At 72.7% G+C, this 22,266-nt stretch carries 16 protein-coding genes; 11 read left to right on the forward strand and 5 right to left on the reverse strand.

What is annotated here, in order from left to right; genetic code table 11:
• Positions 1-41 precede the first annotated feature (41 nt).
• From KC207_RS14885 to KC207_RS14895, 3 genes are all read right to left on the reverse strand, one after another.
• Entirely contained in the window at positions 42-998 is a 957-nt protein-coding gene (locus tag KC207_RS14885; protein ID WP_211604102.1) for an electron transfer flavoprotein subunit alpha/FixB family protein, read from the reverse strand.
• Between the two features lie 33 nt (positions 999-1,031).
• Positions 1,032-1,820, reverse strand: coding sequence for an electron transfer flavoprotein subunit beta/FixA family protein (locus KC207_RS14890; RefSeq protein WP_211604103.1), 789 nt, complete (start codon positions 1,818-1,820; stop codon positions 1,032-1,034).
• Between the two features lie 90 nt (positions 1,821-1,910).
• Positions 1,911-2,114, reverse strand: coding sequence for a hypothetical protein (locus KC207_RS14895; protein WP_211604104.1), 204 nt, complete (start codon positions 2,112-2,114; stop codon positions 1,911-1,913).
• 599 nt (positions 2,115-2,713) lie between these two features.
• Between KC207_RS14895 and KC207_RS14900 the strand changes: the two genes are divergently transcribed.
• Positions 2,714-4,003 (forward strand): DUF2254 domain-containing protein, encoded by a 1,290-nt coding sequence (locus tag KC207_RS14900; RefSeq protein ID WP_211604105.1) that lies wholly within the window; start codon positions 2,714-2,716, stop codon positions 4,001-4,003.
• Between the two features lies 1 nt (position 4,004).
• On the opposite strand, the gene KC207_RS14905 is transcribed toward KC207_RS14900, so the two are convergent.
• Both KC207_RS14905 and KC207_RS14910 read right to left on the reverse strand, forming a co-directional pair.
• Positions 4,005-4,784: an enoyl-CoA hydratase/isomerase family protein gene (locus KC207_RS14905; RefSeq protein ID WP_211604106.1), complete on the reverse strand. Its 780-nt coding sequence runs from the start codon at positions 4,782-4,784 to the stop codon at positions 4,005-4,007.
• Positions 4,781-5,248 carry a T3SS (YopN, CesT) and YbjN peptide-binding chaperone 1 gene (locus KC207_RS14910; RefSeq protein ID WP_211604107.1) on the reverse strand — a complete coding sequence of 156 codons (468 nt, stop codon included), beginning with the start codon at positions 5,246-5,248 and terminating at the stop codon, positions 4,781-4,783. The genes KC207_RS14905 and KC207_RS14910 overlap by 4 nt, the downstream gene beginning before the upstream one ends.
• Before the next feature lie 35 nt (positions 5,249-5,283).
• On the opposite strand from KC207_RS14910, the gene glgX reads away from it, so the two are divergent.
• The 10 genes from glgX to KC207_RS14960 form a co-directional block, all read left to right on the forward strand.
• On the forward strand, positions 5,284-7,449 hold the full coding sequence (gene glgX / locus KC207_RS14915) for a glycogen debranching protein GlgX (protein ID WP_211604108.1): 2,166 nt from the start codon (positions 5,284-5,286) through the stop codon (positions 7,447-7,449).
• A 28-nt stretch (positions 7,450-7,477) separates the two neighbouring features.
• Positions 7,478-8,797 carry an alpha-hydroxy-acid oxidizing protein gene (locus KC207_RS14920; protein ID WP_211604109.1) on the forward strand — a complete coding sequence of 440 codons (1,320 nt, stop codon included), beginning with the start codon at positions 7,478-7,480 and terminating at the stop codon, positions 8,795-8,797.
• A 119-nt stretch (positions 8,798-8,916) separates the two neighbouring features.
• On the forward strand, positions 8,917-11,490 hold the full coding sequence (locus KC207_RS14925; protein WP_211604110.1) for a glycogen/starch/alpha-glucan phosphorylase: 2,574 nt from the start codon (positions 8,917-8,919) through the stop codon (positions 11,488-11,490).
• Between the two features lie 162 nt (positions 11,491-11,652).
• Positions 11,653-13,719 (forward strand): alpha-1,4-glucan--maltose-1-phosphate maltosyltransferase, encoded by a 2,067-nt coding sequence (locus tag KC207_RS14930; protein ID WP_211604111.1) that lies wholly within the window; start codon positions 11,653-11,655, stop codon positions 13,717-13,719.
• On the forward strand, positions 13,716-15,467 hold the full coding sequence (treS, locus tag KC207_RS14935) for a maltose alpha-D-glucosyltransferase (protein WP_249138770.1): 1,752 nt from the start codon (positions 13,716-13,718) through the stop codon (positions 15,465-15,467). The genes KC207_RS14930 and treS overlap by 4 nt, the downstream gene beginning before the upstream one ends.
• Complete coding sequence (locus KC207_RS14940; RefSeq protein ID WP_211604112.1) at positions 15,460-16,911, forward strand: maltokinase N-terminal cap-like domain-containing protein; 1,452 nt, start codon at positions 15,460-15,462, stop codon at positions 16,909-16,911. The genes treS and KC207_RS14940 overlap by 8 nt, the downstream gene beginning before the upstream one ends.
• Positions 16,908-19,184 carry a 1,4-alpha-glucan branching protein GlgB gene (gene glgB, locus KC207_RS14945; RefSeq protein ID WP_211604113.1) on the forward strand — a complete coding sequence of 759 codons (2,277 nt, stop codon included), beginning with the start codon at positions 16,908-16,910 and terminating at the stop codon, positions 19,182-19,184. Before KC207_RS14940 ends, glgB begins: the two co-directional genes overlap by 4 nt.
• The gene (gene pgm, locus KC207_RS14950) at positions 19,181-20,845 is read left to right on the forward strand and encodes a phosphoglucomutase (alpha-D-glucose-1,6-bisphosphate-dependent) (RefSeq protein ID WP_211604114.1); all 1,665 of its coding nucleotides are present in this window, start codon (positions 19,181-19,183) and stop codon (positions 20,843-20,845) included. The genes glgB and pgm overlap by 4 nt, the downstream gene beginning before the upstream one ends.
• A 23-nt stretch (positions 20,846-20,868) precedes the next feature.
• Positions 20,869-21,453 carry a DUF6990 domain-containing protein gene (locus KC207_RS14955; protein WP_211604115.1) on the forward strand — a complete coding sequence of 195 codons (585 nt, stop codon included), beginning with the start codon at positions 20,869-20,871 and terminating at the stop codon, positions 21,451-21,453.
• 274 nt (positions 21,454-21,727) lie between these two features.
• Positions 21,728-22,266: helix-turn-helix domain-containing protein (locus KC207_RS14960; protein ID WP_249138772.1), on the forward strand; the 539-nt coding region annotated here is incomplete at its 3' end.

Consider the following 22,266-nt stretch of genomic DNA (forward strand, 5'->3'; position numbering starts at 1 on the left):
CGGCACACCGCCTCGTGAGCGGTGGTCCGTGCGCGGTCGCGTCAGCCCTTGCGCTTCTTCACCTCGTCGGTGGCCTGCGGCAGCACCGAGAAGAGGTCGCCGACGACGCCGAAGTCGACGAGCTCGAAGATCGGCGCCTCCTCGTCCTTGTTGACGGCGACGATCGTCTTCGAGGTCTGCATGCCCGCCCGGTGCTGGATGGCCCCGGAGATGCCCGCCGCGACGTAGAGCTGCGGCGAGACCTGCTTGCCGGTCTGGCCGACCTGGTTGCTGTGCGGGTACCACCCGGCGTCGACCGCGGCCCGGCTCGCGCCGACGGCGGCGCCGAGGGAGTCGGCGAAGGTCTCGACGGGGCCGAAGTCGCCACCGGTCCCGCGACCACCGGAGACGACGATGGCCGCCTCGGTGAGCTCGGGGCGCCCGGTCGCCTTCTTCGGCTGGCTGTCCGTGACCTTCGCGGCCTTCGCGGCGTCGCTCACGGTCGCCTCGAACGCCTCGACGGCGCCCGCCTCGGGGGCGGCCTCGATCGTCGCGGAGTTCGGCTTGACGCAGAGGATGGGCGTCCCGGTCGTCACCTGCGCGGTGACGGTGTAAGACCCGGCGAAGACGGACTGGGTCGTCTCGATGCCGTTCTCGCCCTGCCGGACGTCGACGGCGTCGGTGATCATCCCGGAGCCGGTCTTGATGGCCAGGCGCGCGGCGATCTCCTTGCCGGCCGCGTTGCTCGGGACGAGGACCGCGGCGGGCGAGGTCTTCTCCACGAGCTGGGCGAGGATCTCGGCCTGGGGCGCGACGAGGAAGCTCGCGGCGTCCTCGGCGTCGACGGAGTACACCTTGTGCGCGCCGTACTTCGCGAGCGTCTTCTGCGCGGTGTCGGCGCCGGGGCCGATGTGCACGGCGGACGGCTCGCCGATGCGGCGGGCGAGGGTCAGCAGCTCGGCGGTGGCCTTGCGCAGCTTGCCGCCGGCGTGGTCGGTGAGGACGAGGACTTCAGCCATGGGTCTGGTGCTCCTGGTGCTGGGGGCGGCCGGTCAGAGGAACTTCTGGGCGCCGAGGAACTCGGCGAGCCTGCTGCCGCCGTCCCCCTCGTCGGTGACGATCTCGCCCTGCTCGCGCGGAGGACGCTTGGCGTAGGACACGACGCGGGTCCACGCGGCGTCCAGGCCCACGTCGGAGGCGTCGACCCCGAGGTCGGCGAGGCTCCAGGTCTCGACCGGCTTCTTCTTCGCCGCCATGATCCCCTTGAACGAGGGGTAGCGCGGCTCGTTGATCTGGTCGGTCACCGACACGAGCGCCGGCAGCGAGGCCTCGACGGTCTCGGACGCGGTGTCGCCGTCGCGGCGGATCGTCACCGACCCGTCGCCGAGGGTGAGCTCGGAGGCGTACGTGACCTGCGGCAGACCGAGGCGCTCGGCCATCATCGCGGGCACGACGCCCATGACGCCGTCGGTCGAGGACATCCCGGTGAGCACGAGCTCCGGGCTGCCGTCGGTGGCCTTCTTCACCGCCTCGGCGAGGACGAGCGAGGTGCCGACGGCGTCGGAGCCGTGGATCGCGTCGTCGAGGACGTGGACGCCCTTGTCGGCGCCCATCTGCAGGGCCTTCTTGATGGCGTCGGCGGCGGCCTCGGGGCCGACGGTCACGACGGTGACCTCGCCCTCTCCCGCGCCCTCGACGACCTTGAGGGCCTCCTCGACGGCGTACTCGTCGAGCTCGGAGAGCAGGCCGTCACCGGCGCGGTCGACGGTGCTGTCGGCTTCCTGGAAGGTGCGATCGGACTGTGCGTCCGGCACGTACTTGACGCAGACGACGATGTTCATGCGCGTCCGCTCCTCCTCGTGTCGTGGCGGGCTGCCCGGGCGGTGCCGGGTCCGGGTTCGCCCCCATCCTGTCACTCGGTGAGCGCTCGTTCACCATCCGGGCGGCGTGACGGTCGCCACCGTCGAACCCCGGTCCCGGTCCCGGAGGTGGAAGGCGGTGCGGTAGTACGTGAGGGTCCGGGTGACGCGCAGGAGGCCCACGTCGCCGGTGGCAGGTGTCGCCACCTCGTCGTCGACGACGAGCCGGACCTCGACGGAGGACGTGCCGTCCCGGCAGGGGTACCAGGCCCCCACCCGGCCGGGCCCGAGGTCGAGGACGACCGGCTCCCCCGGGCGCCCGGGCGTCCGGCGGGAGCGCCGGCAGCCGTTCGGCGACGGCGTCCCCCGGCAGCGGCCGACAGCCGAGGTCCCTGGCCCCCTCCTCGGTCCGGAGCAGTGCACCGAGCAGGTCGTCCGGTGCGAGGACGACGACGCGCTCGGCGACGACCGTGCACACGTGCGACCACGTGTCCCTCCGCTTCCAGCCGTACTCCCCGGCAATGCACCGGTCCTCGACCGTGGAGGAGACCACCGACCCCGCGAGGAGGGTGTCGAGATCGACGTGCACGCGCTCCCGGGCCGCCGTCCGCGCCTCCCGGGCCGCACGGCCGTCCGGCTCGAAGGGCTCCTCGAACGGGGCGCAGCCGAACGCCGAGCACCACGCGAGGACGGCCCCGGTGCCGAGACACGCGAGGGACGCGAGGACGACGGTGAGGACCACGGTGCGGGTGGACGCGGCGCCGTGGTCGGCGGGGGCGGCCGGCGGAGGGGGCATGCCGTCGAGCGTGGCGGGCGGGGCCCGCGGCCGCCCGAGCACGCGTACTCAGCCCGCCCGGTCTGACAGGATCGGCCGCGTGAGCAGCGAGGACGCCGTCGGTCCAGGAGCGGTGCGGCGCACCGTCGGCCCCCTCGGGGACCCCGAGACCCTCGGCTGGTGGGACCGGCTGTGGCGCCCCTTCTGGGTGCTCCCGGTGGCCATCACGGTCGGCGCGGGCGTCCTCGGGGTGCTGCTGCCGGTCCTCGACGCGATGGTCCTGGGCACGGTGCCGGTGCTCTTCGAGGGCAACGTCGAGTCCGCCCGGAGCCTGCTCAGCACGATCGCGAGCGCGATGATCTCGGTGACCGGCCTCGTCTTCTCGATCACGATGGTCGTCATGCAGCTGGCGAGCAGCCAGTTCACCCCGCGGCTCCTCGCGACCTTCCTCGGCAGCCGGGTCGTCCAGGCCACGCTCGGGGTGTTCACCTCCTCCTTCATGTTCGCCCTCATCGTGCTGCGGACGATCCGTGGCGGGGAGTCGGTCTTCGTCCCGCAGCTGTCGGTGACCGTCGCCTTCGCCCTCGTCATCGCGAGCGTGGGGCTGTTCTTCGCCTTCATCCACCACATCACCGACGCCATCCAGGTCGACAAGGTCATCGACCGCGTCGCGGCGGCGACCGTCGCGGCCCTGCGCAGCGGGACCGACGAGGAATGGGCCGACCGGTCGGCCGCGCCCCCGTCCTGGTCGCAGGGCGACGGGCCGTCGGTGCTCGTCACGACCCGGGACCGGCACGGGGTCGTCCAGCGCGTCCACTACTCGCACCTCGTCGCGTGCGCCGAGCAGGCCGGCGTCGTCGTCGAGCTGCTGACCCGGCCGGGTGAGGTGCGGCACACGGGGCAGGAGCTCGCCCGGGTGCACGGGGCCGCGGCCGACGACCCCGTCCTGGACCGGGTCCGGGACTGCGTCGGGCTCGGCCGCGAGCGCACGCTCCAGCAGGACCCGGAGTTCGGGGTGCGCCAGCTCGTCGACGTCGCCGAGCGCGCCCTCTCCCCCGGCGTCAACGACCCGACGACGGCGGTCCAGGTGCTCGACGAGCTGCACCGGATCCTCCGGGTCGTCGCGACCCGGCCGGACCGGTCGGCGTACGTCGTCGACGGGGGCGGCACCGTGCGCGTCGTGGACCGTCCGACGACCTTCGCGCGGCTGGTCGACCTCGCCCTCGACGAGGTCGCGCACTACGGCCGGGACACCCTCCAGGTGCCACGCCGGATCGGCGCGCTGCTCGACGACGTCGAGGCCGCCGCCCGCCCGGAGCACGCCGCCACCGTCGCGGCCAAGCGGACGGCCCTCGGCAGCCTCCTCGACGGCCCCCGGACCGGCTCGTAGCTCAGGCGCCCTCGAAGGTCGCCTTGCCGGGGCCGTTCTCGACGAAGCTGCGCATGCCGGTCTTCTGGTCCTTCGTCGCGAAGAGGCCGGCGAAGAGCATCCGCTCGATCTCAAGCCCGGTCTCGAGGTCGGTCTCGAGACCGCGGTCGATCGCCTCCTTCGCGGCGCGGATCGCGTAGGCGGGCCCGCCGACGTAGCGCTCGACGAGGGAGCGCGCGGTGTCGTACACCTCCGCGGCGGGGACGACCCGGTCGACGAGCCCGATGGCGAGGGCCTCGTCGGCCCCCACGAACCGGCCGCTGAGGACGAGGTCCTTGGCCTTCGCCGGACCGACGAGCCGGGCGAGGCGCTGGGTGCCGCCGGCCCCGGGGATGATCCCGAGGAGGATCTCGGGCTGGCCGAGCTTCGCGTCGTCGGCGGCGACCCGCCAGTCGCAGGCGAGCGCGACCTCGCAGCCACCGCCGAGGGCGTACCCGGTGACGGCGGCGACGGTCGGCTTCGGCAGCCGGGCGAGGGCGCGGGTGAAGTCCTGGAGCAGCGAGGAGTGGTCGACCATGTCGGTGTACGACATCGTCTCCATCTCCTTGATGTCGGCGCCCGCGGCGAACACCTTCTCGCCGCCGTGCGCGACGACCGCGGCGACGTCGTCGCGCTCGGCGGCCTCGCGGCAGGCGTCGATGAGCCCGCGCTGGATCTCGGCGTTGAGCGCGTTCATCGGGGGGCGGTCGAGGCGGATCGTGCCGATCCCGTCCTCGACCTCGAGACGCACGAGGTCGGTCACGACTCCTCCTGGGGCTTGCCGGTCGTGGGGTCGATGCCGAGCATCCGCTGGTGCCAGAGGTGGACGGCGGACAGGACCACCTGGACCGAGATCTGCGTCATCATCGACAGGTCGGCCTCGGGCGTGACGACGTGCTCGCCGGTGACGACGAGCGTGCTGCCGGCGATCCCCGTCTTGACGTGGTTCATGTGGAGGTTGATCTCGTTGCACGTCTCGTGCAGCCTCAGCCGGTCGCCGAGCAGGTCGTCCTGGATCTGCCACTGGCCGAAGAGGCGGAGGATCTCGACGTCCCCCTCGGTGCAGCGGACGAAGAGGTTCTGCTCGTTCGCGGTGAAGGCGACGTCCCCGTCGCCGTCGAGGTTCGGGTCGAGCCCGAGGTCCTTGAGCACGTCGAGGACGCGACCGCGCAGCGGGTGCTCGTCCGCGGGCGGCGGGAAGTTGGGCAGCGAGCCGGGATCGGTCATCTGCCCACCGTAGCCAGTGACTAGGGTTCGCTTCCATGTCGCCCTGGTCGCACCCGACGTCCCCGCCGCCGGGTCCGCTCACCCGCGACCTGCCCCCGCCACCGGGGGTGACCCTCGTCCCGGGCGGGGCCGACGTCTCGGTCTACGCCGGCCACGCCGACGCCGTCGAGGTGTGCCTCTTCGAGCCCGGCGACGTCTCCGGCGAGAGCGAGCGCCGGGTGCCGCTGCGCGAGCGCGCGCACGGCTGGTGGTTCGGCCTCGTCCCCGACATGGCGCCGGGGCAGCGGTACGGGCTGCGCGCCGACGGGCCGTGGGACCCCGACGCCGGCCACCTCTTCAACCCCGACAAGCTGCTCCTCGACCCGTACGCGGGCGCCGTCGAGGGGGCGGTGACCTGGGACCGCGCGCTCTACGGCCACGCCGTCGACGACTCCTGGTCCGGGTCGCTCGAGCACCGGTCCTCGCTCGACAGCCGCGGTCACGTCCCTCGCGGCGTCGTCGTCGACCACGCCTTCGACTGGGGCGACGACGCCCCGCTCGGCCGCTCCCGCAGCGAGACCGTCGTCTACGAGGCGCACGTCCGCGGCCAGACGATGCGCCACCCGGGCGTCCCCGAGCACCTGCGCGGCACGTACGCCGGCCTCGCGCACCCCGCGTCGGTCGAGCACCTCGTCGGCCTGGGCGTCACCGCGGTCGAGCTGCTGCCGGTCCACGCGTTCACCCACGAGCCGCACCTCGTCCGGCGCGGGCTGACGAACCACTGGGGCTACAACACCCTCGGCTTCTTCGCCCCGCACGCCGCCTACGCCGCGGCCACGGACCCCCAGGGCGTCGTCGACGAGGTCAAGGGCATGGTCCGCCTCCTCCACGAGGCCGGGATCGAGGTGATCCTCGACGTCGTCTACAACCACACCGCCGAGCAGTCCCGCGACGGCGCGACCCTGTCCTGGCGGGGCCTGGACCAGCGCGCCTACTACCGGCTCGACGAGCGGGGCCGGGACATCGACGTCACCGGGTGCGGCAACACCCTCGACCTGCGCCACCCCGTCGTGTGCCGCATGGTCCTGGACTCCCTGCGGCACTGGGTGCAGGAGTACCACGTCGACGGGTTCCGCTTCGACCTCGCCGTCGCCCTCGGGCGCGGCCGCGGGGACGACTACGACCCCGACCACCCGTTCCTCGTCGCGCTGCGCACCGACCCGGTCCTCTCCCGGGTCGCGGTCGTCGCCGAGCCGTGGGACCTCGGGATGCACGGCTGGCGCACGGGGCAGTTCCCGCCACCGTTCCTGGAGTGGAACGACCGGTTCCGCGACGACGTCCGCCGGTTCTGGGTCGGCGACGTCCGGGCCCGGGCGCACGGCCACGACGGGCACGACGCGCGGGACCTCGCCACCCGGCTCACCGGCTCGCGCGACCTCTTCGGCGCCCGCGACCGCGGCCCGACGGCGTCGGTCAACTTCGTCACGGCGCACGACGGCTTCACCCTCGCCGACCTCGTGTCCTTCGACCACAAGCACAACGAGGCCAACGGCGAGGACAACCGCGACGGCACCGACCACAACACGTCGTGGAACCACGGCATCGAGGGCCCGACCGACGACGACACCGTCCTCGCCGCCCGCCGGCGGGCCGCCCGGTCGGTGCTCGGCACCCTCCTGCTCTCCCACGGGGTGCCGATGGTCACCGCGGGCGACGAGCTGGGTCGCACCCAGGGCGGGAACAACAACCCGTACTGCCTCGACGACGAGACGTCCTGGGTCGACTGGCGGCTGGAGCCGTGGCAGGAGGACCTCCTCGCGAGCACCCGGCGGCTCGTCGCCCTGCGCCGGCGCCACCCCGTGCTCCGGGCGCGGTCGTGGGCGCTCGGGCGGCCGACCGGCGTCGACGGAGCGCTCGACGTCGAGTGGTTCGGACGGGACGGGGCGCCGATGGGCGAGCGCTGGGACGGGCCGGGCTCCCGCGTGCTCCAGATGCTCCTCGCGGCCCCGACACCGGACGACGCCGGGGCGCTCGTCGTCGTCAACGGCACCGACGACGACGTCGAGGTCTCCCTCGTCCCGCCCCCGGGCGGGCGCACGGCGGCCCTCGCCTGGGACAGCGCCCGGGAGCGCCCCGAGGAGCCGGCCGCCGTCGACGCGGGCGCGACGGTCATGGTGCCGGGCGGCTCCCTCCGCCTCTACCTCCTCGCGCCGCCCGCCTGACCCGGGACCCGTGCGGTAGAACGAGGGGATGGCGGACCTCGGACGGACCATCCAGTCGGCGATCTACCGGGCGGGCTCCTTCGGCCGACGCCCCGTGGTCCCCACCGACGGCACCCGTCTCGAGGCGGCCGCCGAGAAGGCGATGTCCCGTCGCGGGTTCGCCTACGTCGCGGGGTCCGCGGGCGGCGAGGCCACGGACCGGGCGAACCGGGCGGCGTTCGATCGGTGGCAGGTCGTCCCGCGGATGCTCTCCGGTGCCCGCACCCGCGACCTCGGTGTCGACCTCCTCGGGCGCCGGCACGACCTGCCGCTGCTCCTCAGCCCGATCGGGGTCCTGTCCAGCGCCCACCCGAGCGCCGACGTCGGCGCCGCCCGGGCCGCCGCCGCCGTCGGCGTCACCCCGGTCCTCAGCACGCAGGCGGACCGCCCGATGGAGGAGGTCGCGGCCGCCCTCGCGGGAGCCCCGTTCTGGTACCAGCTGTACTGGAGCAACGACGACGACCTCGCGGCGAGCCTCGTCGGGCGCGCCGAGGCGTGCGCCGCCGAGGCGATCGTCGTCACGCTCGACACGACCTACCTCGGCTGGCGTCCGCGCGACCTCGACCTCGGCCACCTGCCGTTCGCCCGGGGTGAGGGCATCGCCCAGTACACCTCCGACCCGGTCTTCCGCCGGCTCGTCGAGGCCCGGGTCGCCACGGCACGGGACGCCGCGGAGGACGGCGCCGACCCCGAACAGCAGCCGCGTCCCACCCCGGCGGCCGTCCGCACCCTCCTCGCGATGAGCCGCAACCATCCCGGCGCCACCCGCGACAACGTCCGCTCCCCCGTGCCCCGGGCGGCCGTCGAGACCTTCCTCGACGTGTTCTCCAACCCGGCGCTCACGTGGGAGGACCTGCCGCGACTGCGGGCCATGACCTCGCTGCCGGTCGTCCTCAAGGGGGTGCTCCACCCCGACGACGCACGGCGCGCCGCCGACGCGGGCGTCGACGCCGTGTGGGTCTCGAACCACGGCGGACGCCAGGTCGACCGCTCGGTCGCCGCGCTCGACGCGCTCCCCGGGGTCGTCACCGCCCTGCGCGACGGCGGGTCGTCGGTGCCGGTCCTTCTCGACAGCGGGGTGCGCAGCGGCGCCGACGTGCTCGTCGCCCTCGCCCTCGGCGCGACGGCGGTCGGGCTCGGACGGCCGTACGTCTACGGGCTGGCGCTCGCCGGTGAGGAGGGGGCGGCGGCCGTGCTGCGGCACGTCGCGGCGGAGCTCGACCTCTCGATGGCACTCACCGGGTGCCACGGCCTCGCCGACGTGGGACCGGACCTGCTGCGGGACGCCGGGGGGACACCGCCCCGCTGAGCCGCGCCGTCCGGCATCCCGCAGGGCGCCACGGGCGGCCGTCCGGTGTGCGTACGCTGTCTCGCGCATCACCGTCGCTGCGCCCGCTCCCGCCCCACGCCCCGAAGGACGGCCCCTCGATGTCCGAGCCCGTGCCCACCGCCTCGACGCTGCCCGCCCAGCCCCCGGCGGACCCCGCCGTCGTGTCCGACGAGACCCCCTCGACCGACGCGCGCCGGATCGGCCCGACGTTCCGTACGAGCCACCCGCTCGCCTCCGGTCCGGTCGTCCAGCCCGCCCCGACGGTCGACGGCTTCGTCGAGACCTTCCTCGGCGAGCTGAACTACGGCCAGGGGGTCCTGCTGTCGCAGTCGACGGTCAACGACCAGTACCTCGCCCTCGCCCGCACCGTCCGGCGCTACCTCATGGCGGACTGGCTCGAGACCGGCGCGCGCCGTCGTCAGGCCCAGCAGAAGACCGTCGCCTACCTCTCCGCCGAGTACCTGCTCGGCCGCCAGCTCGGCAACAACCTCCTCGCGACGAACCTCCAGGACGTCGCCGACGCCGCGATGAGCCGCTGCGGCATCGACATCGCCTCGCTGCGCGCCCAGGAGGTCGAACCGGGTCTCGGCAACGGCGGCCTCGGCCGGCTGGCGGCCTGCTTCGTGGACTCCCTCGCGACGATGGACGTGCCGTGCATCGGGTACGGCATCCGGTACGAGTACGGCATCTTCCGTCAGACCTTCGAGGGCGACCGGCAGGTCGAGGTCCCCGACTCGTGGCTCTCGCTCGGCAGCCCGTGGGAGTTCCCGCACCCCGAGCGCCAGGTGCTCGTCCACTTCGGCGGCCGCACCGAGGAGGTCACCGACGAGAACGGCCGGGTCGTCTGCCGCTGGGTGCCGGACTGGAACGTCGTCGGCATGCCGTACCACTACATGGTCCCGGGCCACCGCAACGGCGTAGTCAACACCCTGCGGCTCTGGAGCGCCAAGGCCACCCAGGCGTTCGACCTGCAGATCTTCAACTCCGGCGACTACGCCGAGGCCGTGCGGGCGCAGACCTTCGCCGAGAACATCTCCAAGGTGCTCTACCCGGAGGACTCCACGCCCCAGGGCAAGGAGCTGCGGCTGCAGCAGCAGTACTTCTTCGTCGCCTGCTCGCTGCACGACTTCATCGACAACACCCTCCCCCACGACTTCGACCTGCGCCGCCTCCCCGAGCGCCTCGTCGTCCAGCTCAACGACACCCACCCCGTCATCGCGATCCCCGAGCTCATGCGGATCCTCGTCGACCGCAAGGGCTTCGACTGGGACGAGGCGTGGGACATCACGAAGCGCTGCTTCGCCTACACGTGCCACACCCTGCTGCCCGAGGCCCTCGAGGTGTGGTCCGTCGAGCTCCTCGGCCGGTTGCTGCCGCGCCACCTCGAGATCATCTACCGGATCAACGAGGAGTTCCTCGAGGAGGTCCGCGAGGCCTTCCCCGGCGACGAGATGCTCGTGCGCCGGATGTCGGTCATCGCCGAGCACCCCGAGCGGTCGGTCCGGATGGCCTACCTCGCGACGGTCGCCGGCTCCAAGGTCAACGGCGTCGCCGAGCTGCACAGCCAGCTGCTGCGCGACAAGGTGCTCCCGGACTTCTCCCGGATGTGGCCGGACAAGTTCACGAACGTCACGAACGGCATCACCCCGCGGCGCTTCGTCCTGCTCGCCAACCGGCGGCTGTCCGACCTCGTCACCGACACGATCGGCGACGGCTGGGTCACCGACCTCGACCGGCTCCGCGAGCTCGAGCCGTACGCCGACGACGCCTCCTTCCGGGCCGCGTTCCGCGAGGTCAAGCAGGGCAACAAGGAGCGGCTCGCGGCTCTGCTGCGGGTGCGCGACGGCCTGGAGATCCCGCAGGACTCGATGCTCGACGTCATGGTCAAGCGTCTCCACGAGTACAAGCGCCAGACCCTCAAGCTGCTCCACATCGTCTCGCTCTACGACGACGTCGTCTCCGGCCGCGTCGCCGCCGAGGACCTCACCCCGCGGACCGTCGTCTTCGGGGCGAAGGCGGCCCCCGGCTACCACCTGGCGAAGGAGATCATCTTCCTCGTCAACGCCGTCGCCGACACCGTGAACGCCGACCCCCGGGTCGCCGGCCGGCTGTCCGTCGCGTTCCCGGCGAACTACAACGTCACGCTCGCCGAGAAGCTCATCCCGGCCGCCGACCTGTCCGAGCAGATCTCGCTCGCCGGCAAGGAGGCCTCGGGCACCGGGAACATGAAGTTCGCCCTCAACGGCGCCCTGACCATCGGGACCGACGACGGCGCGAACGTCGAGATCCGGCGGCTCGTCGGCGACGACCACTTCTTCCTCTTCGGGATGACCGAGCCGGAGGTCGAGCGGCTGCGTCCCGGCTACACCCCGTCGATGTACTACGAGGAGGACGCCCGCCTGCGCAGCACGATCGACCTGCTCGCGAGCGGTCACTTCACCGGCGGCGACCGGCAGGCCGTGGCCCCGGTCATCGACAACCTCCTGCACCAGGACGCGTTCATGGCGCTCGCGGACTTCCGGTCCTACCTCGACGCGCAGGAGCGGGTCGAGGCCGCGTACGCCGACCCCGACGCGTGGTCCCGCTCGGCGATCCTCAACGTCGCCCGGTCCGGGTTCTTCTCGTCCGACCGCTCGATGCGCGACTACCTCGACCGGATCTGGCACGCCTGACCGGCGCACCGGCGTGCTCGAGCCCGCTCCGCGACGCCGAGCCTCCTGCAGCAGGCTCGTGATCGGGCAGGTGGCTCGCCGTCGGGCAGGCGGCTCGCGGCCGACGGTCACGAGACGGCGGACCGTCCGCGGGCCGGGAAAGTCGAGGTCGGGCCGTGGGCGATGTGTCGTCGGGCGCCCCGACTCGGTAGGTTGCTGAAGGTGACTGCTGCTCCGCGTACGTCCAAGCCCCAGTCCCCGATCGGCCGGATCCCGGTCCTCGACGTGCAGCCGTGCGTCGACCACGGCGCCCGGCCCACGAAGGCCGTCGTCGGTGAGGAGCTCGAGGTGACGGCGACCGTGTTCCGCGAGGGACACGACGCCGTCAACGCCACCCTCGTGCTCACCGACCCCGACGGCGGCGAGCGCCACGTGCCGATGACGTGCACGAACCCGGGCCTGAACACCTGGGTCGCCCGCATCGAGGCCGACCGCACCGGCTGGTGGTCCTACCGGGTCGAGGGATGGTCCGACCCCTACGGCACGTGGGAGCACGACGCGACGATCAAGGTCGCCGCCGACGTCGACACCGAGCTCATGCTCGAGGAGGGCGCCCGCGTCCTCGAGCGCGCCGTCGACGAGGTCGACCGGTCCGCGCTCCAGGAGCAGGTGCTCGTCGACGCCGTCACCGCCCTGCGCGACACCTCGAGCAGCCCGACCGTCCGGCTCAAGGCCGGCACCGACCCCGCGGTCGAGACCGAGCTCGGCGAGCGCCCGCTGCGCGACATGGTCTCCCCGTCGGCGGAGATCGCCCTCCTCGTCGAGCGCGAGCGCGCCCTGTACGGCGCCTGGTACGAGCTCTTCCCGCGCAGCGAGGGCGCGACGTACGACGAGGAGACCCACACCTGGCGCACCGGCACCCTGCGGACCGCCGCCGAACGGCTGCCCGCGGTCGCCGACATGGGCTTCGACGTCGTCTACCTCACCCCCGTCCACCCGATCGGCCAGGCCGCGAAGAAGGGCCCGAACAACACCCTGGACGCCCGCCCGGAGGACCCGGGCAGCCCGTACGCCATCGGCTCCCCCGACGGCGGCCACGACGCGATCCACCCCGACCTCGGGACGTTCGAGGACTTCGACGCCTTCGTCGCGCGGGCCGAGGACCTCGACATGGAGGTCGCGATGGACCTCGCCCTCCAGTGCTCGCCGGACCACCCGTGGGTGCAGGCGCACCCGGAGTGGTTCACGACCCGCGCCGACGGGACGATCGCCTACGCCGAGAACCCGCCGAAGAAGTACCAGGACATCTACCCGCTGAACTTCGACAACGACCCGGCGGGCATCTACGCAGAGGTCCGCCGCGTCGTCCAGGTGTGGGTCGACCACGGGGTGAAGATCTTCCGCGTCGACAACCCGCACACCAAGCCGGTCGAGTTCTGGCAGTGGCTCATCGAGGACGTCGCCCGCGACCACCCGGACGTGATCTGGCTCGCCGAGGCCTTCACGAAGCCGGCGATGATGCACACCCTCGCCAAGGTCGGCTTCCAGCAGAGCTACACGTACTACACGTGGCGCAACACCGCCGCGGAGCTCCGGGAGTACCTCGAGGAGCTCTCCGGGGACGCCGCCGCGTACATGCGGCCGTCGTTCTGGCCGACCACGCACGACATCCTCACGCCGTACATGCAGTTCGGCGGCCCCGCGGCGTGGACGGTGCGCGCCGTGCTCGCCGCGACGCTGGTCCCCACGTACGGGATCTACGCCGGCTACGAGCTGATGGAGCACGTCGCGCGGCCCGGCGCCGAGGAGCAGATCGACAACGAGAAGTACGAGTTCAAGGACCGTCGCTGGGCCGACTACGCGCCGGGTGGGCCGAAGGAGGGGCAGAGCCTCGCCGGCCTGCTCACCACGGTCAACCGGATCCGCCGGGAGCACCCGGCGCTGCACCGCCTGACGAACATCCGCTTCCACGACGTCGACGACGACAGCTTCCTCGCCTTCTCCAAGCGGCGGGTGCTGCCCGACGGCACCGCGGACGTCGTCCTCGTCGTCGCGAACCTCGACCCCCACTCGACCCGCGCGACGACGCTGCGGCTCGACATGGGGGCGCTGGGCTTCGAGCCCGGTGAGCGCCTGGAGGCCCACGACCTGCTCACGGAGCAGACGTGGACCTGGGAGCGGGACGTCTACGTCCGGCTCGGCCCCGAGGTCCAGCCCTGTCACGTCGTCAGCCTGAGGAGCATCGGATGACCGCCCTGCCCCACATGGGCCACAGCACGCCCGGACTCGGGATGAACCAGCCCGGCCTGCGCCACGACCCCGAGTGGTTCCGCACCGCCGTCTTCTACGAGGTGCTCGTGCGCGGCTTCGGCGACACGACCGGCTCCGGCGAGGGCGACTTCGCCGGGATCGTCGGGCGGCTGGACTACCTCCAGTGGCTCGGCGTCGACTGCCTGTGGCTGCCGCCGTTCTACGCGAGCCCGCTGCGCGACGGCGGGTACGACATCTCGGACTACACGCAGGTCCTGCCGGAGTTCGGCACGCTGCCCGAGTTCCGCGAGCTCATCACCCAGGCGCACGCCCGCGGCATCCGGATCGTCACCGACCTCGTGATGAACCACACGAGCGACCAGCACCCGTGGTTCCAGGCCTCGCGCAGCGACCCCGAGGGCCCGTACGGCGACTTCTACGTGTGGTCCGACACCGACGACAAGTACACCGACGCCCGGATCATCTTCGTCGACACCGAGACCTCGAACTGGACCTTCGACCCGATCCGCCGGCAGTTCTTCTGGCACCGGTTCTTCAGCCACCAGCCGGACCTCAACTTCGAGAACGAGGCCGTCCACGACGCGATCTTCGACGTCGTCCGGTTCTGGATGGACATGGGCATCGACGGCTTCCGGCTCGACGCCGTGCCCTACCTCTACGAGGAGGAGGGGCACAACTGCGAGAACCACCCGAGGACGCACGCCTTCCTCGCCAAGCTCCGCGCGATGGTCGACGAGGAGTACCCGGGGCGCATCCTGCTCGCCGAGGCGAACCAGCCGCCCGGCGACGTCGTGGACTACTACGGCACCGAGGAGGCGCCGGAGTGCCAGATGTGCTTCCACTTCCCCGTCATGCCGATGCTGTACTACGCCCTGCGGGAGGAGAAGGCGGCGCCGATCATCGACGTCCTCGCCGACACCCCGCAGATCCCGCCGGGCACCCAGTGGGGCACCTTCCTGCGCAACCACGACGAGCTGACCCTGGAGATGGTGACGCCGGAGCAGCGCGCCGCGATGTACGGCTGGTACGCGCCGGACCCACGGATGCGGGCCAACGTCGGCATCCGGCGCCGGCTCTCCCCGCTGCTCGACAACTCCCGCCCGGAGATCGAGCTCATCCACGCCCTCCTGCTCTCCCTCCCCGGCTCGCCCTGCCTGTACTACGGCGACGAGATCGGGATGGGCGACAACATCTGGCTCGACGACCGCGACGCCGTCCGCACCCCGATGCAGTGGACCCCCGACCGCAACGCCGGCTTCTCCACCGCCGACCCCGGCAAGCTGTACCTGCCGGTCATCCAGTCGCTCGTCCACCACTACAACCACGTCAACGTCGAGGCGCAGATCGCCTCCGGGTCCTCGCTCCTGCACTGGGTGCGCGGGATGCTCGCCGTGCGCCGCGAGCACCCGGTCTTCGGGCTCGGCGACTTCACCGTCTGCGACTCCTCGCACGACCGCGTCCTCGCCTACGTGCGGACCGACCGGCGCGACCGGGACGTCGAGGACCGCTCCGCCAAGGCGGTCCTCTGCGTCAACAACCTGTCCTCACGGCCGCAGGCCTCGACGGTCACGCTGCCGGAGGAGTTCGCCGGATGGCAGACCCGCGACCTCTTCGGCGGTACCGGGTTCCCGGACGTCCAGCCGGACGGCACGCTGTCGCTCACGCTGGGCTCGCGGGACTTCTTCTGGCTCGCGCTCGACCCGCCGGTCGGGGGTGACCATGGCTGAGCTCCACCGGGGCGCCAGCATGACGCCCACGAAGACCGAGCTCGTCCGTGACTGGATGGGCACCCAGCGCTGGTACGCCGCGAAGGGGCGCACGCCCGTCCTGCGGCGCCTCGCCGCATGGCGGCTCGACGACCCGGCCGGGGAGGTCGGCGTCGAGACGCTCGTCCTGCTCGACGAGGCCGGCGACGAGCCGGTCGTCTACCAGGTCCCGCTCACGTACCGGTCCGCCCCTCTCGCCTCGGCCGACCACGCCCTCGTCGGCACGACGGAGCACTCGGTCCTGGGCACCCGCTGGGTCTACGACGCGCCCCACGACCCCGTGTACGCCACGCAGCTCCTCGAGCTCGTGCAGGGCCGGGTGTCCGCGGCGTCGTCGGCGGCCTCGGACGCGACGGACGACACCGTCGCCGGTGTCCCGCAGCCCAGCTGGCACGACGCCGTGACGGTCACCCGCGCCCGGGTGCTCACCGGGGAGCAGTCGAACACCTCCGTCATCCTCGACACCGAGCGCGGCGACGGCACCCACGTCCCGCTCATCGTCAAGGTCTTCCGGATGCTCTCGCCCGGCGACAACCCCGACGTCGTCCTCCAGGGCGCCCTCGTCGACGCGGGCTCGCGCCGGGTGCCCGGCGTCGTCGGGTCGGTCACGGCGCACTGGCCGCACCCCGGCCCGGACGGGGACGAGGCCGCCCACGGCCACCTCGCCTTCGCCCAGGAGTTCCTCCCCGGCGTCGAGGACGCCTGGCGGGTCGCGCTGCGGGCCGTGACCGCCGGCGAGGACTTCTCCGGCCCGGCGCGCGCCCTCGGGGCGGCGACGGCCGAGACCCACCGGGTGCTCGCGTCCGCGCTGGGGACGACCCCGACGACGCCCGACGACGCGCGCGACATGGTCGACGGCATGCGCCGCCGCCTCGCCGCCGCCGTCGAGGCCGCACCGGAGCTCGCCGTCGTCCGCCCGGCCGCCGAGGCCGTCCTCGCGGACGCAGAGACCGCCGACTGGCCGCCGATGCAGCGCATCCACGGCGACTACCACCTCGGCCAGGTGCTGCACTCCCCCGAGCGCGGCTGGGTGCTCCTGGACTTCGAGGGCGAGCCGCTGCGCCCGCTCGCCGAGCGGACGCAGCCGGATCAGTGGGTGCGCGACGTCGCCGGGATGCTCCGCAGCCTCGACTACGCCGGCGGCAGCCACGAGCGTGACGGCGCGGACGCCCGCGACTGGGTCTCCTCGGCCCGGGACGCCTTCCTCGACGGGTACGCCGAGGACGCCGGCACCGACCCCCGCTCGCTCGGCGCGCTGCTCGCCGCGTTCGAGCTCGACAAGGCGATGTACGAGGTCGTCTACGAGGCCCGCAACCGGCCGGACTGGGTGGCCATCCCGCTCGCGGCCGTCCGCCGCCTCACCCACGCCTTCTCCCCGCCCCCGACGCAAGGAGACCCCTCGTGACCCCGACCCCCACCCCCGAGATCGGCGGCGCCATCACGGCGCTCGTCCAGGGTCGCCACCAGCAGCCGCACGACCTGCTCGGCCAGCACATGGAACCGGGCGGGCTGCGGATCCGGGTCCTGAAGCCGATGGCCTCCTCGGTCCGGGTCCGGTTCGAGGACGGCGAGGAGCTGACCCTCGAGCACGAGGCCGAGGGCGTGTGGACGGCGGTGCGGCCCGACGCGACGCGCACGATGGACTACCGGCTCCTCGTCAGCTGGGACGACGGCGTCGAGCACGAGCAGGACGACCCGTACCGGTTCGCGCCGACCCTCGGCGAGGTCGACCTGCACCTCGTGAACGAGGGGCGCCACGAGCAGCTGTGGACCGTCCTCGGGGCCCGCGTGCGCGAGTACGACGGCCCGATGGGGACCGTGCACGGCACCTCGTTCGCCGTGTGGGCGCCGCGGGCCAAGGCCGTGCGCGTCGTCGGCGACTTCAACGGCTGGGACGGCCGGGTCCACCCGATGCGGCTCATCGGACAGAGCGGGGTGTGGGAGCTCTTCGTCCCGGAGGTCGGCGTCGGCGACGTCTACAAGTTCGAGATCCGCGGCGCCGACGACGGCGTGCGCACCAAGGCCGACCCGATGGCCCGCCGCACCGAGTGCCCTCCGCGGACCGGGTCGGTCGTCGACGGCTCCACGCACGAGTGGGGTGACGACGCGTGGCTCGCCGAGCGGACCGCGAGCGACCCGCACACCCGCCCGATGAGCGTCTACGAGGTCCACCTCGGGTCCTGGCGGGCCGGGATGACGTACCGCGACATGGCCGAGCACCTCGTCAACTACGTCGCCGACCTCGGCTTCACCCACGTCGAGCTGCTCCCGGTCATGGAGCACCCGTACGGGCCGTCGTGGGGCTACCAGGTGACGGGGTACTACGCCCCGACGGCGCGGTTCGGGACGCCGGACGACTTCAAGTACCTCGTCGACGCCCTGCACCAGGCGGGCATCGGCGTCATCCTCGACTGGGTGCCCGGGCACTTCCCCCGGGACGAGTTCGCCCTCGCCCGCTTCGACGGGCTGCCGCTCTACGAGCACCCGGACCCCCGACGCGGCGACCAGCCGGACTGGGGCACCCACGTCTTCGACTTCGGCCGGCTCGAGGTGCGCAACTTCCTCGTCGCGAACGCCGTGTACTGGCTCGAGGAGTTCCACGTCGACGGCCTGCGGGTCGACGCCGTCGCCTCGATGCTCTACCTCGACTACTCCCGCCGCGACGGCGAGTGGATCCCGAACGTCCACGGCGGCCGTGAGCACCTCGAGGCGATCGGGCTGCTCCAGGAGGCCAACGCGACGGCGTACAAGCGGGTCCCCGGCATCGTGACGATCGCCGAGGAGTCGACGTCCTGGCCGGGCGTCACGAAGCCGACGTCGTCGGGCGGCCTCGGCTTCGGGCTCAAGTGGAACATGGGCTGGATGAACGACACCCTGCGCTACCTCCACGAGCAGCCGGTGCACCGCCAGTACCACCACAACCTGCTCACCTTCTCGCTCATGTACGCCTTCAGTGAGAACTTCGTGCTGCCGATCAGCCACGACGAGGTCGTCCACGGCAAGGGCTCGCTCGTGAACAAGATCCCGGGCGACCAGCCGCAGCAGCTCGCGACCCTGCGGGCGTTCCTCGCGTACATGTGGAGCCACCCGGGCAAGCAGCTGCTCTTCATGGGGTGCGAGTTCGCCCAGCCGGGCGAGTGGGCCGACGGCCGCTCGCTCGACTGGTGGCTGCTCGACCACCCGGCGCACCACCGGGTGCACGCGCTCGTCAAGCAGCTCAACACCCTGTACGCGGAGCACCCGGCGCTGTGGACGCTCGACGCGCAGCCCGCCGGCTTCCGGTGGCTCGACGCCGACGACAACACCGGCAACCTGCTGTCCTACCTGCGCTTCGAGCACGCCGACACGACCGGCGACGTCGTCGCGACGGTCGTCAACTACAGCGGCGCCGACAAGGACTGGGTCCGGCTCGGTGTGCCGCGGGGCGGCCGATGGGAGGTCGTGCTCGACACGAGCGGCTACGACGCCGACTCCTCCCCGAGCCAGGCCGGCACGGTGCTCGAGGCCGAGGCGCAGCCGTGGAACGACCAGCCGTACTCGGTGACCGTCCGGGTCGCCGGGCTCGCCGCGCTCTACCTCGCGCCGCTCGACGACGACGGGCCCGCGGAGCCCTCGGCCGAGGAGCTGCTCGCCGAGGTGGTGACGGGGACGACGACGCCTGGGAGGATCACGGAATGACCTCCTCGCGCGCCGGACAGCCCGCCCAGCCGAGCGACCTCGTCGACGTCGCCTCGCTCGTCACGGCGTACTACACGCGGCAGCCGGACCCCGAGGACGTCGACCAGCAGGTCGCCTTCGGCACCTCGGGGCACCGCGGGTCGAGCCTGAGGACGTCGTTCAACGAGGCGCACATCCTCGCGACGACGCAGGCGATCGTCGACTACCGGCGCGAGCAGGGGTACGACGGGCCGCTCTTCCTCGGCCGCGACACCCACGGGCTGTCCGAGCCGGCGTGGGCGAGTGCCCTCGAGGTCCTCGTCGCCAACGAGGTCACGGTGCTCGTCGACGCCGCAGACCGCTACACCCCGACCCCCGCGGTCTCGCACGCGATCCTCGTCGCGAACCGCGGGAAGGTCCGCGGGGTCTCGGAGATGCCGGCGCACACCGGGCTCGCGGACGGCATCGTCGTCACGCCGTCGCACAACCCGCCGACCGACGGCGGCTTCAAGTACAACCCTCCGCACGGCGGACCGGCCGACAGCGACGCGACGAAGGTCATCGCCGCCCGCGCCAACGAGTACGTCCGCGCCGGGCTCGAGGGCGTGCGCCGGGTGCCGTTCGAGCGTGCACGGGCGTCCGCCGAGTCCTACGACTTCCTCGGCACCTACGTCGACGACCTCCCGAGCGTGCTCGACCTCGACGCGGTGCGGGACGCGGGCGTGACGATCGGCGCCGACCCGCTCGGCGGAGCGGCCGTCGACTACTGGGGCGCGATCGCCGAACGGCACCGTCTCGACCTCACCGTCGTCAACCCGCTCGTCGACGCGACGTGGCGCTTCATGACGCTCGACTGGGACGGCAAGATCCGGATGGACTGCTCGTCCCCGTCGGCGATGGCCTCGCTCATCGAACGACGCGACCAGTTCGACGTCGCGACGGGCAACGACGCGGACAGCGACCGGCACGGCATCGTCACCCCGGACGCCGGCCTCATGAACCCCAACCACTACCTCTCGGTCGCGATCCAGTACCTCTACGGCGGGGCGCGGCCGGACTGGCGGGACGACGGCTTCGTCGGCAAGACGCTCGTGTCGAGCTCGATGATCGACCGGGTCGCCGGCGACCTCGGCCGGCGGCTGGTCGAGGTGCCCGTCGGGTTCAAGTGGTTCGTCCCCGGGCTGCTCGACGGGTCCGGGCCGTTCGGCGGCGAGGAGTCCGCGGGGGCGTCGTTCCTGCGCCGCGACGGGTCGGTGTGGACGACCGACAAGGACGGCATCCTGCTGGCCCTGCTCGCGTCGGAGATTATCGCGACGACGGGCAAGACGCCGTCGCAGCTGTACGGGGAGCTCACGGCCCGGCACGGGGAGCCGGCCTACGCCCGCATCGACGCGGCCGCCGACCGGGAGCAGAAGGCGAAGCTCGCCGCCCTCTCCCCCGACGACGTCACCGCCGAGTCGCTCGCCGGCGAGCCGATCACCGCGAAGCTCACCGAGGCCCCCGGCAACGGTGCGGCGATCGGCGGGCTCAAGGTCGTCACCGAGTCGGCGTGGTTCGCCGCCCGGCCGTCCGGGACCGAGGACGTCTACAAGATCTACGCCGAGTCCTTCCGCGGCGCCGACCACCTCGCGCAGGTCCAGGCCGAGGCGAAGGACGTCGTCTCCGCCGCCCTCGGCTCCTGACCCGTGGGTTGGGTGACCGACCGATGATGCCGATCCCGCAGATGCGGCGGGTGGTCAAGGAGCACCTGCGCTCCCGCGGTCTCTCGCGCCCCGGCCAGGACGGCTCGACGCTCTTCATGTACCGCGAGCTCGAGGTGAACCGGTTCCACTTCCGGTTCACGCTGCGCGACGTCGGACCCGGACAGCGCCTCGTCTCCTTCGGCTGCGCCTTCGTCTCGAACGCCATCGGCGAGGCGGTCAACCACATCGACGGCGAACGGCACGTGGTCTTCCCGGCGTTCCCGACGCAGCCGAACGCGCGGGAGGTGGCGGACCTGCCGGTCGACGACGACACGATCATCCCGCTCTGCGACGAGCACCTGACCGCCTCCGAGTCCTTCGTGGCGTCCACGTCCTTCGCCGCACGCCAGGAGCAGATCCTCGCCACGTTGGACGTCCCGGGCAGCCACCAGCTGTGGCACCTGGCCGCCCTCGTCGCCACCGGTGAGGTCGACCGCCTGAACGAGCTGCGCGCGGCCCTGGGCACCGAGGGACGCGGAGGGCTGTACCCCTACGTCACCGACGACATGGTGCGCCGGGCCGTCGAGGTCGCGGAGCGGGTCGGGTAGCCGGGGCGCGCGCGGGGCAGCGGTGAGCCGCTCGTGCGATGCCCCCGATCGTCGAGGGACGGCACCACGCACACGATCCGGTGGCGACTTCAAGGGGTGAGTGCAACACGACCTGCGGAGGTGTGTTGTGACGTTGAAGGTGGCTCGTCGTTTCGAGGATGTGTTCTGGCGGGAGTACCGCCGGCACGGACGGGTGGAGGTCGCGGCTGAGGTTGCCGGGGTGGGCACCCATGTGGCGTACCGGTGGGTCCGCGAGGCTGGCGGGGTGATCAGGATGCGTGTTGCCGACAGTGGGTTCCGGCTCTCGTTCGAGGAGCGGGAGCTGGTCGAGGAGATGCTCGCCGCGGGCCACAGCCGGGCCGAGATCGCGCGAGCCACGGGCCGGGCGCGCTCGACGATCTGTCGGGAGGTCGCCCGTAACCACCGGGGGGTGGGAGGCACCCAGGCCGGCAGGCCGGGGTTACGGCCCTACGCGGCGCGGATCGCGCAGGTGCGCACCGAGGACCGGGCACGCCGGCCGAAGCCGACGAAGCTCTCCCGGCACCGGGTGCTGGCGGCCACGGTGCAGGCGTGGCTGGGAGGCAGCCAGCGGATGAGCCCGCAGCAGGTCTCCCATCGGCTGCGGGTGGTCTTCCCCGATGATGGCTCGATGCGGGTCTCCCACGAGACGCTCTACACCGAGCTGTACGTCCAGGGCCGCGGGTCGCTGCGCAAGGACCTGCACACCGCGCTGCGCACCGGCCGTGCCCGCCGGGCGCCACGCACCGGCGCCACCCGGCCCCGCGTCCCGGGCGAGCTGCTCATCGCCAACCG

The organism is Phycicoccus avicenniae (assembly GCF_018139485.1).
Lineage (GTDB): Bacteria > Actinomycetota > Actinomycetes > Actinomycetales > Dermatophilaceae > Phycicoccus > Phycicoccus avicenniae.